The 16,381-nt window shown below is 45.4% G+C and carries 14 protein-coding genes and 4 tRNA genes; 16 read left to right on the top strand and 2 right to left on the bottom strand.

Annotated elements, in window-relative coordinates; all coding sequences use genetic code 11:
- Positions 1–26 precede the first annotated feature (26 nt).
- The 13 genes from OCV56_RS13320 (at position 27) to luxS (ending at position 11,454) form a co-directional block, all read left to right on the top strand.
- Positions 27–103: transfer RNA gene (locus OCV56_RS13320), tRNA-Arg, on the top strand.
- A gap of 58 nt (positions 104–161) precedes the next feature.
- Positions 162–238 (top strand) — tRNA-Arg (locus OCV56_RS13315).
- Between the two features lie 57 nt (positions 239–295).
- Positions 296–372: transfer RNA gene (locus OCV56_RS13310), tRNA-Arg, on the top strand.
- Between the two features lie 81 nt (positions 373–453).
- Positions 454–530: transfer RNA gene (locus OCV56_RS13305), tRNA-Arg, on the top strand.
- Between the two features lie 375 nt (positions 531–905).
- Complete coding sequence (locus OCV56_RS13300; protein ID WP_004741884.1) at positions 906–1,163, top strand: oxaloacetate decarboxylase subunit gamma; 258 nt, start codon at positions 906–908, stop codon at positions 1,161–1,163.
- 31 nt (positions 1,164–1,194) lie between these two features.
- Positions 1,195–2,979 carry a sodium-extruding oxaloacetate decarboxylase subunit alpha gene (gene oadA, locus OCV56_RS13295; protein ID WP_086711981.1) on the top strand — a complete coding sequence of 595 codons (1,785 nt, stop codon included), beginning with the start codon at positions 1,195–1,197 and terminating at the stop codon, positions 2,977–2,979.
- A gap of 9 nt (positions 2,980–2,988) precedes the next feature.
- Complete coding sequence (locus OCV56_RS13290) at positions 2,989–4,119, top strand: sodium ion-translocating decarboxylase subunit beta (protein ID WP_019825842.1); 1,131 nt, start codon at positions 2,989–2,991, stop codon at positions 4,117–4,119.
- Positions 4,120–4,292: 173 nt separating this feature from the next.
- The gene (locus OCV56_RS13285; protein WP_086711980.1) at positions 4,293–5,246 is read left to right on the top strand and encodes an NADP-dependent oxidoreductase; all 954 of its coding nucleotides are present in this window, start codon (positions 4,293–4,295) and stop codon (positions 5,244–5,246) included.
- Between the two features lie 6 nt (positions 5,247–5,252).
- Positions 5,253–5,714: a YqaA family protein gene (locus OCV56_RS13280; RefSeq protein ID WP_017059555.1), complete on the top strand. Its 462-nt coding sequence runs from the start codon at positions 5,253–5,255 to the stop codon at positions 5,712–5,714.
- A gap of 9 nt (positions 5,715–5,723) precedes the next feature.
- Positions 5,724–8,582 (top strand): M16 family metallopeptidase, encoded by a 2,859-nt coding sequence (locus OCV56_RS13275; RefSeq protein ID WP_086711979.1) that lies wholly within the window; start codon positions 5,724–5,726, stop codon positions 8,580–8,582.
- Positions 8,583–8,681: 99 nt separating this feature from the next.
- A complete protein-coding gene (gene gshA / locus OCV56_RS13270; protein WP_086711978.1) occupies positions 8,682–10,250 on the top strand; it encodes a glutamate--cysteine ligase in 1,569 nt (522 codons plus the stop codon).
- Between the two features lie 10 nt (positions 10,251–10,260).
- Positions 10,261–10,911 (top strand): transglycosylase SLT domain-containing protein, encoded by a 651-nt coding sequence (locus OCV56_RS13265; protein WP_086711977.1) that lies wholly within the window; start codon positions 10,261–10,263, stop codon positions 10,909–10,911.
- Positions 10,912–10,935: 24 nt separating this feature from the next.
- A complete protein-coding gene (luxS, locus tag OCV56_RS13260) occupies positions 10,936–11,454 on the top strand; it encodes an S-ribosylhomocysteine lyase (RefSeq protein WP_086711976.1) in 519 nt (172 codons plus the stop codon).
- An 85-nt stretch (positions 11,455–11,539) separates the two neighbouring features.
- Here the strand turns inward: luxS and OCV56_RS13255 are convergent, their stop codons facing one another.
- Positions 11,540–12,811, bottom strand: coding sequence for an HlyC/CorC family transporter (locus tag OCV56_RS13255; RefSeq protein ID WP_086711975.1), 1,272 nt, complete (start codon positions 12,809–12,811; stop codon positions 11,540–11,542).
- 127 nt (positions 12,812–12,938) lie between these two features.
- The gene (locus OCV56_RS13250) at positions 12,939–13,733 is read right to left on the bottom strand and encodes a cytochrome C assembly family protein (protein WP_019825854.1); all 795 of its coding nucleotides are present in this window, start codon (positions 13,731–13,733) and stop codon (positions 12,939–12,941) included.
- A 200-nt stretch (positions 13,734–13,933) separates the two neighbouring features.
- On the opposite strand from OCV56_RS13250, the gene ffh reads away from it, so the two are divergent.
- The 3 genes from ffh to rimM all read left to right on the top strand — a co-directional run bounded on the left by ffh (position 13,934) and on the right by rimM (position 16,368).
- Entirely contained in the window at positions 13,934–15,328 is a 1,395-nt protein-coding gene (ffh, locus tag OCV56_RS13245; protein WP_010435884.1) for a signal recognition particle protein, read from the top strand.
- Between the two features lie 212 nt (positions 15,329–15,540).
- Positions 15,541–15,789 carry a 30S ribosomal protein S16 gene (gene rpsP / locus OCV56_RS13240; RefSeq protein ID WP_004410028.1) on the top strand — a complete coding sequence of 83 codons (249 nt, stop codon included), beginning with the start codon at positions 15,541–15,543 and terminating at the stop codon, positions 15,787–15,789.
- 24 nt (positions 15,790–15,813) lie between these two features.
- Entirely contained in the window at positions 15,814–16,368 is a 555-nt protein-coding gene (gene rimM / locus OCV56_RS13235; RefSeq protein WP_048615624.1) for a ribosome maturation factor RimM, read from the top strand.
- Positions 16,369–16,381: the final 13 nt, after the last annotated feature.

Here is a 16,381-nt window from a genome sequence, read left to right as displayed (position 1 = left end):
TTGACTAAGTTGATACTAAAACCCGTGCGCTCTTAGCTCAGCTGGATAGAGTACCTGGCTACGAACCAGGCGGTCGGAGGTTCGAATCCTCCAGAGCGCGCCACTATTTAGGGTTTCCTTCGTGAACTCCTGATATTGCGAATACCAATATCGAAAACTGCGCGTCCTTAGCTCAGCTGGATAGAGTACCTGGCTACGAACCAGGCGGTCGGAGGTTCGAATCCTCCAGGACGCGCCACTATTTAGGGTTTCTTTGTGAACTCCTGATATTGGGAATACTGATATCGAAAACCGTGCGTCCTTAGCTCAGCTGGATAGAGTACCTGGCTACGAACCAGGCGGTCGGAGGTTCGAATCCTCCAGGACGCGCCACTATTTAGGGATTTTTTCTTATGAGAATGAAATCCTTATATTGATACGTTGTTAGTAACAATGAATTGATATTAAAACCGTGCGCTCTTAGCTCAGCTGGATAGAGTACCTGGCTACGAACCAGGCGGTCGGAGGTTCGAATCCTCCAGAGCGCGCCACATTATTAAAAAAAGCCTCGTTTATACGAGGCTTTTTTTATGTCTGCTACATAAATGTTGATTAAATGTTAAATTTACTTAACATTTAACTTGTTGTATTTTAAGTACTTCTTGAATGCTTCTTTGTTATTCCACCTTTCTCATATCATTTATCAGAAAAGCCCCGTTTAAGTCACAGTTTAAATATCTAAAAATGACTCATTTGACAGATTTATGTGATCTGATAGGCGAATAATTAACCTTATGTGTGCGTTATCCGTAACAGAACCTTAAACAAAATTGACAAAGTTTTACCAATCGAGATAATCCATGGGTCGGGATCACTATTCGCTGAAATCCTGTACATATGTCAGGATGACGAAGAAAGGAAGCAACATGACTAATATTGGAAGCCTGCTAGGAGATGCGGCGACTCTAATGATAACGGGGATGTCCGTTGTCTTTATTTTCCTAACTATTCTAGTTTACCTCGTTCGGTTGATGTCAAAACTGGTACCAGAAGAAGTACCTGAGCCGATCGCAGCACCTAAAAAAATTCAAAAATCACAATCAAACCCTTCAGCTGTTAGTCCACAGGTAGTGGCAGCAATTTCGGCCGCGGTTCATCAATACCGTGCGTCTACTGCTAAGTAGCATTTAAAGGATTAAAAAGGAGTTTATGAGCATGTCTAAACCACTAGCTATCACAGATGTGGTACTTCGTGACGCGCACCAGTCACTATTTGCTACTCGTATGCGTATCGAAGATATGCTGCCAATTGCGGCAGAACTGGATAAAGTCGGTTACTGGTCTCTAGAGACTTGGGGCGGCGCGACGTTTGATTCGTGTATCCGTTTTCTTGGAGAAGATCCATGGGAGCGTTTGCGTGAACTGAAAAAAGCGATGCCAAATACACCAATGCAGATGCTACTGCGTGGTCAAAACCTGTTGGGTTACCGTCACTACGCGGATGATGTAGTAGAAAAATTTGTTGAACGTGCCCATAAGAATGGCATGGACGTATTCCGTATTTTTGATGCGATGAATGACGTACGTAACTTTGAAAAAGCGGTGAAAGCAACGATTGACGTTGGCGGCCACGCTCAAGGTACCTTGTCTTACACAACCAGTCCGGTTCACAACTCTGATACTTGGGTTGATCTGGCTAAGCGTCTAGAAGACCTAGGTTGTCATTCACTATGTATCAAAGATATGTCAGGTCTATTAAAGCCCTATGAAGCCGAAGAGTTAATTACACGCATCAAAGCATCGTGTGATGTACCTCTAGCGCTACATAGCCACGCGACAACCGGTCTATCGACAGCAACAGCGGTTAAAGCCGTTGAGGCGGGTATTGATATTCTAGATACCGCCATCTCTTCAATGAGCTGTACTTACGGCCACACGCCAACTGAAACAGTTGTGGCGATGTTAGAAGGTACAGAGCGTGATACTAACCTTAAGCTGGATCAGATAGAGCCAATCGCTTCTTACTTCCGTGATGTTCGTAAAAAGTATGCGAAATGGGAAGGTCAACTAAAAGGCGTTGATTCTCGTATCTTGATTGCTCAGGTTCCCGGCGGCATGTTGACTAACATGGAAGGCCAGCTGAAAGAACAAGGCGCAGCCGATCGTATGGACGAGGTGCTTGAAGAGATCCCACGCGTACGTAAAGAGCTTGGTTACATTCCTTTGGTAACACCAACTTCTCAAATTGTCGGTACTCAAGCGGTTATTAACGTACTAACGGGTGAGCGTTATAAGAGCATCACCAAAGAGACTGCTGGTCTGCTGAAAGGCGAATACGGCCAAGCACCTGCGGAAGTAGATGCTGAACTGCAAGCAAAAGTTCTGGATGGTGCAGAGCCAATCACTTGTCGCCCTGCTGACTTGCTTAAGTCAGAAATGGATACGCTGACTACGGATCTTTTAGAGAAAGCGAAATCAGAAGGGATTTCTCTAGCTGAAGATACAGTAGACGATGTCCTGACTTACGCACTCTTCCCACAAGTGGGTCTTAAGTTCCTTAAGAACCGTCGTAACCCTGAAGCATTTGAACCAGCACCAACGGCAGAAGTTGCGACTCCAGTTGCTGCAGCTCCGGCGCCTGTTTCTGGTGGCATCGAAAGCTACAGCGTGAAGGTTGATGGTCAAGTATATGATGTCGAGGTTGGCCCACAAGGTGAACTAACATCTGTTGCGCCATCTGCAAAACCTGCTCAATCGGCTCAGGCTGCACCTGTAGCAGCTTCTGACGCTGAAGCGGTGCCTGCTCCATTGGCGGGTAACATCTTTAAAGTTAACGTTCAGGCGGGTGCTGAGGTTGCTGAAGGCGACGTTCTGCTTATCTTAGAAGCGATGAAGATGGAAACGGAAGTTCGTGCTGCTCGCGGTGGTATCGTTCAAGAACTGAATGTTAAAGAAGGCGATGCAGTTACTGTAGGCGCTCCACTACTAAGCTTGGCGTAAGGGAGTACCATGGAAGGATTGATGACCTTATGGTCTGAAACAGGGATTGCGAACTTTGAGTTCGGCCAGATCTGTATGATGTTGGTTGGTTGCTTATTGTTGTTTTTGGCAATTCGTAAAGGATTTGAACCGTTACTTTTACTACCTATTGGTTTTGGTGCTGTATTAGCAAACATTCCAAATGCTGGGTTTACTGATCCAGGTGGTTTGCTTTACTACGTTTACTACATTGGTATTGAAACGGGTATTTTCCCACTGCTGATCTTTATGGGTGTTGGTGCGATGACGGACTTCGGTGCGTTGATTGCGAACCCTAAAACGTTGTGGCTAGGGGCTGCGGCTCAGTTTGGTATCTTCGCGACACTATTTGGCGCGATCTTACTGAACTATGTTCCAGGAATGGAATTCTCGATGGCCGACGCTTCTTCCATTGCGATCATTGGTGGTGCCGATGGCCCAACAGCGATCTTCTTGGCGAGTAAATTGTCTCCTGATTTATTAGGTGCGATTGCAGTAGCGGCGTATAGCTACATGGCATTAGTTCCTATTATTCAGCCGCCAATCATGAAAGCGTTAACGTCTCCTGAAGAGCGCAAGATTAAGATGGCTCAACTTCGTCATGTTAGCAAAGCAGAGAAGATCCTCTTCCCGCTTGCTGTACTACTGATGACGATTTTGTTCCTACCTTCAGCAACACCTCTAGTGGGTATGTTCTGTCTGGGTAACTTGATGCGTGAAGCGGGTGTGGTTGATCGCCTATCGAAAACTGCGCAAAACGAACTGATTAACGTTGTGACTATTTTCCTTGGTCTCGGTGTTGGTTCTAAGCTTCAAGCAGATACCTTCTTGAACTTAGAGACTTTGGGTATTCTTGGCTTAGGTGCGGTCGCGTTCAGTATTGGTACAGCAGGTGGTGTATTGATGGCGAAGGTTCTAAACCGCTTCTCGAAAGAGGACATCAACCCATTGATTGGTGCTGCTGGCGTATCAGCGGTTCCAATGGCAGCACGTGTTGTGAATAAGGTAGGTCTTGAGGCAAACCCTCAGAACTTCTTGTTGATGCATGCGATGGGCCCGAACGTAGCAGGTGTACTTGGTAGTGCAGTCGCGGCGGGCATTCTATTAGCGCTAGTCGGTTAATGGATTACTTAGGTCATGTATCGTTACGTTAATTGGTCGTCAATTTACGAATGAGCGGTTAACTTAGCCTTATTAAATGGTTTATAGTCAAAGGGATGCTTTCGCATCCCTTTCTTTTTTATTAATTAGGGTGCTTGCTCATTAGGGCTTTTATCAATCAAGGAAATGTGGAAATGGAAAATAAACAGATTGCGATTACTCAATTCGGCGGCGTCGAAAACCTTAGTATTCAAACCAGTGCGATTCCAGAGCCTAAGGCCGGAGAAGTGGTGGTTAAAGTTTCCTTTTCGGGCATTAATCCGATTGATGTGAAAACCCGTGCTGGCCTTGGTTGGGCAGCAGCGCAAAACAAAAACAATCTACCTTGGGTGCCGGGATACGATATTTCGGGGAAAATTGTAACGCTAGGCGATCAGGCTGAACGTTTTACTGTTGGTGATAATGTGGCGGGCTTTATTGGCTTTCCACTGCAAGGTGGCGGTTATAGCCAATATGTATGTGTTCCAGAAGCTGCACTCAGCATGGTTCCTGATTCTGTCACCCTAGAAGCGGCAGCGGCATTACCACTTGCTAGCCAAACAGCAGCCCAAGCACTCAATAAAGCCGAAGTGAAAGAAGGCGATCGCGTGCTTATCTTAGCGGGTGCAGGCGGCGTTGGTCATCTTGCGGTTCAAATCGCAGTGGCAGCAAAAGCAGAGGTTTACACGACCTGCAGCGAAGCCAATCTCGACTATCTTGCAACGCTAGGCGCTCACGCTATCAACTATAAGTTTGCCCCAGCTTCAGAACGAGTTTCTGATGTTGATGTGTTGATTGATTTGGTCGGTGGCGATACCGCGCTTGATGCGTTGAAGTGCCTGAAAGATGGTGCGAGAGTCGTGACAGTACCAACTTTGTCTGCTGAGTTGATTTGTGAGAAGGCCACGCTCCTAGGTTTTTCTGCATCAGGCATGTTGGTTGAACCGAACCCTGAGCAAATGGACACCATGCTTTATATGGTGAGTGTTGGATTGCTTAAAACAGAAATTCAAGGTATCTACCAACTAGACGAAGCACAGTCGGCGCATCTGCAGGTTGAAACCGGACACACTAGAGGCAAGGTACTACTTAAGATGCAAGAAGGTTGATATGCAGTGTTAGAGTTCTTTAATTCCCTTTTTGAAAACATAGCGCTGTGGTTCTCTGACTCGGCGCTGTGGGTACTCTTTATCAGTGGCTTCTTGAGCGCCACATTATTGCCCGGCGGCTCAGAAGCCAGCCTTGTTGCCGCATTGAGCCTAGATCAGTTTTCAACATCATCGATTATTCTGGTGGCGACACTTGGTAATACTTTAGGAGGCCTGACTAACTATTGGATTGGATTATGGTTGCCTAATCGAACTCAATCTGAAAAGCATGGTCATAAGGCTATGGCTTGGCTGAGTCGTTATGGCTACTGGACACTGTTATTCAGTTGGTTACCGATTATTGGTGACCCTTTGTGTCTAGCTGCGGGTTGGCTAAGAATGAAATTCATCCCTAGCGTTATTTTGATAGCGATTGGCAAAGCCGCTCGTTATAGCTTACTTGCTGCTATTTACTTCGGTTTTTTCTAAGGAGAACCAATGAAAAAGGTTTTACTTGGTACATTTTCTCTTATCGCCATTGCAGGCTGTTCTTACAATGTACCTAGCTCAACGCCCTTCTTTTCCTCATTACCTGAAGGCGTCACTCTGTTAGAGGAGGTTAAGCCTTCTAAAGATAAAGTGGTGATTCCTTACACCAAATATCAGCTTGAAAACGGCCTGACAGTTATTCTTTCCCCTGATGATTCCGATCCATTGGTGCATGTTGATGTGACCTATCACGTAGGTTCAGCACGTGAAGAGATTGGTAAGTCGGGTTTTGCGCACTTCTTCGAGCATATGATGTTCCAGGGATCTGAGAACGTTGGTGACCAGCAGCACTTTAAGATCATCACTGAAGCGGGTGGTTCGTTAAATGGCACGACTAACCGTGACCGTACCAACTACTTTGAGACAGTTCCATCTAACCAACTAGAGAAAATGTTGTGGTTAGAATCAGACCGAATGGGTTTCTTATTGGATGCGGTTTCTCAGAAGAAATTCGAAGTACAAAGAGGCACGGTCAAAAACGAACGTGCTCAAAGTTATGAAAACCGTCCTTATGGTTTGATGTGGGAACGCATGGGGGAAGCGCTTTATCCTGAAGGTCACCCTTATTCATGGCAACCAATTGGTTATGTGGAAGATCTCGACCGAGTTGATGTGAATGACCTCAAGGCCTTCTTCCTACGCTGGTATGGCCCAAATAATGCCGTGCTAACGATTGGTGGTGATATCGACGTTGATGACACGCTAGAGTGGGTGAACAAGTACTTTGGCCCTATTCCTCAAGGCCCAGAAGTTAAGGCGGCAGAGAAACAACCTGCTGTGCTAACTGAAGATAAGTACATCACCCTAGAAGATAATATCCGTCAGCCGATGGTGCTTGTTGGTTGGCCTACAACGTATCGCGGTGAAGAGACGCAAGCGTCACTGAATGCATTGTCTAACGTGTTAGGTTCCGGTACCAACAGCTACCTATACCAAAACCTCGTAAAAACACAAAAAGCAGTAAGTGCAGGATCTTTCCATGATTGTGCTGAACTTGCTTGTACCATGTATGTGTATGCGATGGGTAACTCCGGTGAAAAAGGCGATCTGACGGTTCTTAATGAAGAGCTGATGGATACTCTAGAGCAATTCTCGAAAGAGGGTGTTGAACAAGAGCGTTTAGACCAGATCACCGGTATGGCAGAAGCGGACGCGGTTTTCGCTCTGCAAAGTGTTAAAGGCAAGGTTTCACAACTTGCATCTAACCAAACCTTCTACGGTCAGCCAGATCGCATTGAATCCCAGCTGGATCAAATCCGTGCCGTCACGCCTGAAAGTGTGAGCAAGGCCTACCAAGATTTCCTCGAAGGTAAGCACAAGGTGACTTTGAGTGTGGTTCCGAAAAAGCAGCTTGATTTAGCCGTTCGAGAAGCAACATTTACCACGCCACCACGTACTTTGCCTGAATACAGTAAAGTAACGGAAGACCAGCTGGATTATAGAAAGGCACCGAATACCTTTGATCGCAGCGTGATGCCAGAAGTGAACTTTGGTGTTGAGGCGACCATGCCTGATTTGTACCGCATGCACTTTGCAAACGGTACTGATTTGATTGGTACGGTGACCAGTGAAACACCGACAGTACAGCTACAGATTCAACTTCCAGCCGGTGAGCGTTATGTTCGCAAAGGGCAAGAGGGCCTGGCGAACCTAACTGCTTCTATGATGGAAGAGGGGTCGACTAAACGAACTGTTGAAGAGTTACAGGCGACTTTGGATAAGCTTGGCAGTAGCGTCAGTATTAGTGCGGGCAGTTACACCACTGACATTTCAGTCTCTACGCTAGAGAAAAACCTGCCTCAAACCTTAGCTATTGTGCAAGAGGTTCTATTCGAGCCTAAGTTTGATGAGCAAGATTTCGAGCGTGTTAAGAAGCAGATGTTAGAAGGCGTCGTGTATAAGCATCAGCAGCCAAGCTGGATGGCGTCTCAAGCAACCCGTGAAGTGCTGTTTGGTGATAGTATTTTTGCTCGTGCAAGTGATGGTACTAAGGACTCTCTAGAATCGTTAACTCTGGACGATGTAAAACTGTTTTACAGTCAGCACTATACTCCTGAAGGAGCTAATATTGTTATCGTAGGGGACATCTCGAAGAAAGAGATAGAGAAGCAGCTACAATTCTTTGAGCAATGGCAAGGCGATGCGGCACCACTAACGCGTCCGCAGATCGTCAAAGAGCTTTCTGGTCAGCACCTGTACTTGGTCGACAAACCGGGTGCGCCGCAAAGCATTGTTCGCCTGGTTCGTAAAGGCCTGCCGTTTGACGCTACTGGTGAGTTGTACTTGAGCCAGTTAGCTAACTTTAACTTAGCGGGTAACTTTAATAGCCGTATTAACCAGAACTTGCGTGAAGACAAAGCCTACACTTACGGTGCAAGCGGTTACTTCGCAAGTACTCGAGAAACAGGCGCGGTGGTATTTAGCGCGCAAGTAAGAGCTAACGCGACAGTGCCATCGATTCAAGAGTTTATTAATGAACTGAATGAGTTTAGCCAAAGTGGATTAACTGACGAAGAGGTGAAATTTATGCGCCTTGCCGTCGGTCAACAAGATGCACTCAAATACGAAACACCAAGTCAGAAAGCTGGCTTGTTGAGTAATATTGTTGCATTGAGCCTTGATGAAGATTACCTACAACAGCGTAATCAGATAGTTGAGACGGTCTCAAAAGAGACATTGAATGAACTATCGAAGAAATGGTTCGACCCGAATGATTATCAAATAATTGTGGTTGGCGATGCGGCTTCGCTTCGCCCTCAATTAGAAAAGTTAGATATTCCAATAGAAGAGCTTGAAATCATTCGTTAGAGTACACATTAAAGGGGGAGGGAAGAGACTCTACTTTTCTCCTCTAACCTAATTTATGATAGTTCTAATCAGAACGATATAAGATAAGTGAACTAAATTTTGACTGATTTTGCTGCGCGACTAAAGCAAGTTGCAACCAACCCTAAGACCTTCTCACAATTTGGTCGTGGTGTTGAAAGGGAAACATTACGCTACACGGAAGATGGGCACCTTGCTACTGGGCCGCACCCTAAGGCTTTAGGATCTGCGTTGATGAACGAGTGGGTAACGACTGATTTTTCTGAGTCGCTACTGGAATTTATCACACCTGTTTCAAATGACGTTCCTACTCTTTTGAATCAGTTGTCTGATATTCATCACTTCACACAAACTAAATTAGACGGTGAAAAGCTGTGGCCGCTCTCTATGCCTTGTTATGTCGGCAGTGAAGACTACATTCAGCTTGCGCAATACGGCACGTCTAACAACGGTAAAATGAAAACGTTATATCGTGAGGGCCTAAAACGCCGTTACGGTAGCTTGATGCAGATTATCTCTGGTGTTCACTTTAACTTTTCTTTCCCAGAAAGCTTCTGGGATAGCCTGTTTGGTGAGCAAACAGAACAAGAGCGTAGTGACGCAAAATCAGATGCTTACTTTGGTTTGATCCGTAACTATTACCGCTTTGGTTGGTTAATCCCATATTTCTTCGGTGCTTCACCAGCATTGTGTTCATCTTTCATAAAAGGAAGAGAAACGAATCTACCTTTTGAAAAGGTCGGTGAGACATTGTATCTACCAAAAGCAACGGCACTGCGTCTGAGCGATCTTGGCTACACTAACAGCGCGCAAAGCGTATTGAAGATTGGTTTCAACAGCTTAGATCAGTATCTTGAGGGTTTGAATCAAGCGATTCGCACACCATCAGAAGAATTCGCCGAAATTGGCGTTAAGGTTGAGGGCGAATACCGTCAGCTTAATAGTAACGTATTGCAAATTGAGAACGAGCTTTACGCACCTATCCGCCCTAAGCGTGTGGCGAAGAGTGGTGAGAAACCATCTGAAGCATTGGAACGTGGTGGTGTTGAATATATTGAGGTTCGTTCTTTAGACGTAAACCCATTTAGCTCAATTGGTATCAATGAGCAGCAGGTTCGCTTCTTAGACTTATTCCTAACGTGGAGTGTGTTAACGGACTCTGCTGAGATGGATAACTGTGAGCTTGAATGCTGGCGCGACAACTGGAACAAGGTGATCCTAGAAGGTCGTCAAGTTGGTCTAGAACTGCAAATTGGTTGTCACGGTGAGCGATTGTCTCTGCAAGATTGGGCGAAGCGCGTCTTTAAAGACCTACGCTCTATTGCTGAAATGATGGATGCTGAACAAGGCGGTAGATCTTACCAAGAAACCTGCGATACGCTTGAAGCTTGGATTGATAACCCAGAGTTAACCATTTCTGGCCAATTACTAGAAGAGACTAAGAAGTTAGGTGGCTTAGGTAAAGTTGGCTGTGCGCTAGGTAAAACGTACGCTCAACAGCACAAAGCACACCAATACAAAGTGTATTCAGCTGAGCTGATGGAAGCAGAAGTTCAACGCTCTGTGCTTGCTCAGCAACAAAGCGAAGAAGCGAGCACTCAAGATTTTGACAGCTTCTTGGCGGATTATTTTTCGTATTTAAAAGCATAGCGAGAAGTTGGTGGAAAGGAAGCAAGCCTTATTAGGTAAGCCTACTCGTGTGAGTAGTAAATGGTTACCTGTAGTCACTGTCGGTGTTGTCTCTAGCCTTTTGGTTGGTTGTGCAACACCACCGCCGAAACAACAAGACAACTTATGTAGCATCTTCAGAGAGCACCCATCGTGGTACGAAGATGCCTTAGATATGCAAGAAAAGTGGGGCACCCCCATCAACGTAGCGATGGCTTTTGTTAAACAAGAGAGTAGCTTTCGTCATGATGCGCGCCCACCAAAAGATTACATTCTTGGATTCATTCCTTGGGGCCGTGTAAGCAGCGCTTATGGCTATGCTCAAGCTCAGGACCCAGCTTGGGAAGATTTCCAAAAAGCGACCAATAACGGTGGTTCAAGAACCAACTTTGATGATGCGCTGATGTTTATAGGTTGGTACACCAGCGAAACGCGTCGTCAGCTGGGTATCTCACTATGGGACCCATATAACCAATACCTGGCTTATCATGAAGGCCGTGGTGGTTATAAGCGCAAGTCATACAACAGCAAACCATCGTTGATTAAAGTAGCGCGTAAAGTCGAACAACAAGCAAAAGATTATGGATGGCAGCTGAAACAGTGCCGCAAAGAACTAGAAGACAATCGAAGCTGGTTTTTCTAAAGCCAGCCGTCACGGAGAAGAGCAATGCCTTTATTAGATAGTTTCACTGTTGATCACACACGCATGAACGCACCTGCAGTTCGTGTAGCTAAAACAATGCAAACCCCAAAAGGGGATACCATCACAGTCTTTGACCTGCGTTTTACTGCGCCAAACAAAGATATCCTATCTGAGAAAGGTATCCATACTTTAGAGCATCTATATGCTGGCTTTATGCGTGCTCAACTGAACGGTTCTGATGTAGAAATCATCGATATTTCACCTATGGGCTGCCGTACTGGTTTCTACATGAGCCTGATTGGTACACCGACAGAGCAACAAGTGGCAGATGCTTGGTTGGCGGCGATGCAAGATGTACTGAAAGTTGAGAATCAGAATAAGATCCCTGAGTTGAATGAATACCAATGTGGCACTGCTGCAATGCACTCTTTGGATGAAGCGAAAGACATCGCCAACGCGATCATCGCAGCTGGTATCTCTGTAAACAAAAATGATGAACTGGCACTGCCTGAGTCGATGCTTCAAGAGCTTAAAATCGACTAGTCATTGATAACACCCTAGATAGGGTGAGTTAGATACTAAAAGGCCCGGTAATGAACCGGGCCTTTTGCTTTTTGTCGAGTAGTGATTACCCGTTAACTACCTGTGGAAACACTCGTACCAGCTTGATGCGGTTCTCTTCGAGTTCAACGATTTCCATTGGATGACTGGCAACTTGTACACTGAGGTGACTCTCTGGAATATCTTCAAGATGCTCCAGTATTAAACCATTAAGCGTTCTTGGGCCATCGGTAGGCAGTGCCCACTGCAGGCCTTTATTGATGTCTCGGATATTGGCGCTGCCTTCAATCAAGAAGCTGCCATCGCTTTGAGGCGTGATTTCTTCAGATAAGCTTGGTGCGATTGAGGTAGTAAACTCTCCGACAATCTCTTCTAGAATATCCTCAAGGGTTACCAAGCCGTTGATATCGCCATATTCATCAACAATCAAACCGATGCGCTGTTTATTGCGTTGAAATTTAAGCAGCTGAATATTGAGTGGTGTCGCTTCAGGAATAAAGTAGATCTCATCGGCTGCACGCAGCAGGGTCTCTTTATTGAATTCGTTCTTTTCAAGCATTAAGCGGTAAGCTTCACGCAGCCTAAGCATGCCAACCACTTCATCTATCTGATCGCGGTATAGAACCACACGTCCATGAGGAGAGTGAGTCAGTTGGCGAACGATAGATTTCCAGTCGTCATTGATGTCGATGCCGGTGATTTCATTACGAGGAACCATGATGTCGTTCACGGTGACGTGTTCCAAATCCAGAATAGAAACCAACATATCTTGGTGACGCTGAGGGATCAGGCTACCGGCTTCATTTACCACGGTCCTAAGCTCTTCTGAGCTTAAGTGGTCTGTAGCGTCATGGCTAGCTTTGACACCTAAGATACGAATGAAGCCATTGGTAATGAAGTTAACTAAGATCACCAATGGAGACAGCACCTTCATCAGTATCATCAAAAGGATACTACTTGCGTAAGAAACACGTTCAGGAAATAGAGAAGCGATGGTTTTTGGTGTTACTTCGGCGAATACGAGGATCACGAGAGTCAGAGCACCAGTCGCGATAGCCACACCGATGTCCCCGTAGATGCGCATGCCAAGAATAGTAGCGATCGCAGATGCAAGAATGTTGACGAGATTGTTGCCAATGAGAATGAGGCCAATCAATCTGTCTGGGCGGTTCAGAAGTTTTTCTACACGTTTGGCACCTTTATGACCCGTATTGGCCAAGTGCTTTAAACGGTAGCGGTTCAAGGACATCATGCCCGTTTCGGAACCAGAGAAATAACCAGAAATTACAATGAGACACGCGAGTAGCGCAAATAAGATACCCGTTGATATGTCGTCCAAAACTATTCTTTTCCTATTTGTGTATCTTGATTAATTTATGACCGAACATGGTCGAGATGTCAATTGAATGTATTGCACTCAATATTTTAAAGGCAAGGTATGTGAGACCTTGCCCTTATTTTTCAGACTAGTTCAGAATGATTTCCTGAACGAAGCGGCTACCGAAGTAGGCTAATGTGAGCATGCTGGCGCCCGCAAGTGCGAACCAAGTGACTTTTTGTCCACGCCAACCTTTCTGATAGTGACCCCATAGAAGGATGGAGTAGATAACCCAAGCGATAAAAGACAGCACAGCCTTGTGTGCTTTTCCTTGAGCAAACATATCTTGCACAAAGATAAGGCCAGTCAACAAGGTACCCGTTAATAAGCCATTACCAATTAAAATGATCTTGAAAAGCTGCCTTTCTACCATCATTAAAGGAGGTAGATTAGGGTTAATCACTAAGGCTTTTTTCTTTTTAAGTTTGTGATCTAGCCACGCAAGTTGTAGTGCGTATAGCGCACCGATAGTCAACGTCGCGTATGAGAATAGAGCCAAAGAGATGTGCACGAGCAGTTTTGGGTCATTCTCTAAATGTTTGATGAAAGTGCTTGGAAGAAAAGTGGCAGCCATCAAGTTCAGAGCTGCGAAGCTATAAACGACGGGCAAGATGAACCACAGGCGGGTTTTGAGCATAGCACCGCTCATTACCACAGATATGATTAAGCTGATTAATGAAGCAACGTTCAAGATGCTGAGGTTTTGGCCGCTGGCATTAAAAATCAAGTCGCCGAGCAACCAAGCATGGAAAGCTAGAGCAAGTAATGCGCTGATAAACACCGTTTTTACACGGATTCCTGTTTGGTGCACGAGACCTGGAATGATCGTGGAAATCGCCATTGTATAAAGAAAGGCTGCTGCGATCGCAATAAGACTGTCCATGGTATCCATTTAAATGATTACTAATTGGCGAATTATACCTCGCATCGCTCTTTGGGGCTATGGTGAACCTCATTCAATTCCAAGTGAATAATGTCTCACATCACAAGCACGGATGATTAACGCTCTACAACGGGTATGACTCTAATCCGCGCTAATGTATACTCACAGTAATAGTCGCAGTTTTGAGCGAAGAGAAAACTATGTTTGATAATTTAACGGATCGTCTATCCAAAACGCTGAAGAACATCAGCGGTAAAGGTCGTCTGACCGAAGACAATATTAAAGAGACGTTGCGTGAAGTACGTATGGCGCTACTTGAAGCCGACGTTGCACTGCCAGTTGTCCGCGATTTTGTTAAGCGCGTAAAAGAAGGCGCTGTGGGTGTTGAGGTTTCTAAATCTCTAACACCTGGTCAAGAATTCATTAAGATCGTTCAAGCTGAACTTGAAGCGGTGATGGGTGAGTCTAACGAGGCTCTTAACCTAGCAGCGCAGCCGCCAGCGGTTATCTTAATGGCGGGTCTACAAGGTGCGGGTAAAACCACATCGGTAGGTAAGCTATCTAAGCTTCTAACTGAGCGTGACAAGAAGAAAGTCTTGGTTGTGTCTGCCGACGTTTACCGTCCAGCGGCGATCAAACAACTTGAAACGTTAGCAAGTGATGTTGGCGTAGACTTCTTCCCATCTTCAGCGGATCAAAAGCCTCTTGATATTGCAAACGCTGCAATCGACCACGCGAAGAAGAAATTCTACGACGTGCTACTTGTCGATACTGCCGGTCGCTTGGCTATCGATGAAGAGATGATGGGTGAGATCAAAGAGCTTCATACGGCAATTAAACCAGTAGAGACGCTGTTCGTTGTTGATGCAATGACAGGTCAAGATGCTGCGAATACTGCAAAAGCCTTTGGTGATGCGCTCCCACTAACCGGTGTTATCTTAACGAAAGTTGATGGTGATGCGCGTGGTGGTGCGGCGCTGTCTGTTCGTCATATCACAGGCAAACCGATTAAATTCTTAGGTGTTGGTGAGAAAACTGACGCACTAGAACCGTTCCACCCAGATCGTGTTGCGTCTCGCATCTTAGGTATGGGCGACGTACTGTCTCTTATTGAAGACCTACAGAAAAACGTTGATACCGAGAAAGCAGAGAAACTGGCTAAGAAGTTCAAAGAGAAGAAAGGCTTTGACCTTGAAGACTTCCGTGAACAGCTAGGTCAGATGCAAAACATGGGCGGCATGATGGGCATGATGGATAAGCTTCCAGGCATGTCTCAGCTACCAGACAACGTTAAAGATAAAGTTGATGACAAGATGTTCAAGCAAATGGAAGCGATCATCAACTCTATGACCATGAAAGAGCGTCAACGCCCTGACCTAATCAAAGGTTCACGCAAAAAGCGTATTGCCGCTGGTTCTGGTACACAGGTTCAAGATGTAAACCGTATGCTTAAGCAGTTCACCCAAATGCAGAAGATGATGAAGAAGATGCAGAAAGGTGGCATGAAAGGCATGATGCGCAACATGCAAGGCATGATGGGCGGCGGTGGAGGTATGGGCGGAATGGGTGGTGGCTTTAACCCGTTTGGTCGATAATCTACAAATGTAAGCTTTAGCTACGTTACTTTTCATAGTGTTAGCCGTGTCACAGAAAGTGTACGGCAGCTATGTTGGTGAAAAAATAGCTAAAGCCCTTGCATTGCCCCGGAATAAGAGTAAAATTCCGGGGCTTTAATTTGGCACGAGACCCCAAGCTATTTACTTATACTTGGGGTTAATTATTTTATTAAGAAAGCAAAGAGGACGACATGGTAACCATTCGTTTGGCACGTCACGGTGCAAAGAAGCGCCCATTTTATCAAATCGTAGTTGCGGATAGCCGTAACGCTGCAACTGGCCGTTTCATCGAGAAAGTAGGTTTCTTTAACCCTACAGCTCAAGGTCAAGAAGAAGGTCTACGTCTAGACCTAGATCGTGTTAACCACTGGGTTGGTCAAGGCGCATCTCTATCTGATCGTGTAGCTAAGCTAGTTAAAGACGCTCAAAAAGCGGCTTAATTCTTTTTTAAAGAGAAATAGCTTATGTCGATGAAGGGTAAAGAAACTATGAGCGAGCAAAATAATAGAATTGTCATGGGTAAACTTGGGTCTACCTATGGTATTCGTGGCTGGCTTAAAGTGTTCTCCTACACAGACAATGCTGAAAGCATATTTGATTACAGCCCTTGGTATTTAAACCAAAAGGGTAAGTGGGTTGAGTACAAAGTTGAGAGCTGGAAACGTCATGGCCAAGGTTATGTATGTAAGCTAGCGGGATTAGATGTTCGTGAAGACGCGCAACTGATGACTAACTTTGAAATTGCTATTGACCCTGCTTCGTTACCTGAATTGTCAGAAGATGAATTCTACTGGCGCGAATTGTTCGGTATGCAAGTTTTTACTACTAAAGGTTACGACCTTGGTAAGGTCACTGACCTATTAGAAACTGGCTCGAACGATGTTCTAGTAATCAAAGCAAATCTTAAAGATGCTTTTGGCCAAAAGGAACGGTTAGTACCGTACCTTGAAGAGCAAGTGATCAAGAAAGTTGATCGCGAAGCTCGCCGGATCGAAGTTGACTGGGATCCTGGATTCTAACTCCAAATTACAG

The sequence above is a fragment of the Vibrio gigantis genome, from assembly GCF_024347515.1.
Taxonomy (GTDB): Bacteria; Pseudomonadota; Gammaproteobacteria; order Enterobacterales; family Vibrionaceae; genus Vibrio; species Vibrio gigantis.
This window is presented reverse-complemented; position numbering and strand designations above follow the sequence as displayed.

What these genes read in the sequence shown, in the direction of transcription:
- OCV56_RS13300 (WP_004741884.1), top strand. Translation starts at nt 906, where the DNA reads ATGACTAATATTGGAAGCCTGCTAGGAGATGCGGCGACTCTAATGATA.
- oadA (WP_086711981.1), top strand. Translation starts at nt 1,195, where the DNA reads ATGTCTAAACCACTAGCTATCACAGATGTGGTACTTCGTGACGCGCAC.
- OCV56_RS13290 (WP_019825842.1), top strand. Translation starts at nt 2,989, where the DNA reads ATGGAAGGATTGATGACCTTATGGTCTGAAACAGGGATTGCGAACTTT.
- OCV56_RS13285 (WP_086711980.1), top strand. Translation starts at nt 4,293, where the DNA reads ATGGAAAATAAACAGATTGCGATTACTCAATTCGGCGGCGTCGAAAAC.
- OCV56_RS13275 (WP_086711979.1), top strand. Translation starts at nt 5,724, where the DNA reads ATGAAAAAGGTTTTACTTGGTACATTTTCTCTTATCGCCATTGCAGGC.
- luxS (WP_086711976.1), top strand. Translation starts at nt 10,936, where the DNA reads ATGCCTTTATTAGATAGTTTCACTGTTGATCACACACGCATGAACGCA.
- OCV56_RS13250 (WP_019825854.1), bottom strand. Translation starts at nt 13,733, where the DNA reads ATGGACAGTCTTATTGCGATCGCAGCAGCCTTTCTTTATACAATGGCG.
- ffh (WP_010435884.1), top strand. Translation starts at nt 13,934, where the DNA reads ATGTTTGATAATTTAACGGATCGTCTATCCAAAACGCTGAAGAACATC.
- rpsP (WP_004410028.1), top strand. Translation starts at nt 15,541, where the DNA reads ATGGTAACCATTCGTTTGGCACGTCACGGTGCAAAGAAGCGCCCATTT.
- rimM (WP_048615624.1), top strand. Translation starts at nt 15,814, where the DNA reads ATGTCGATGAAGGGTAAAGAAACTATGAGCGAGCAAAATAATAGAATT.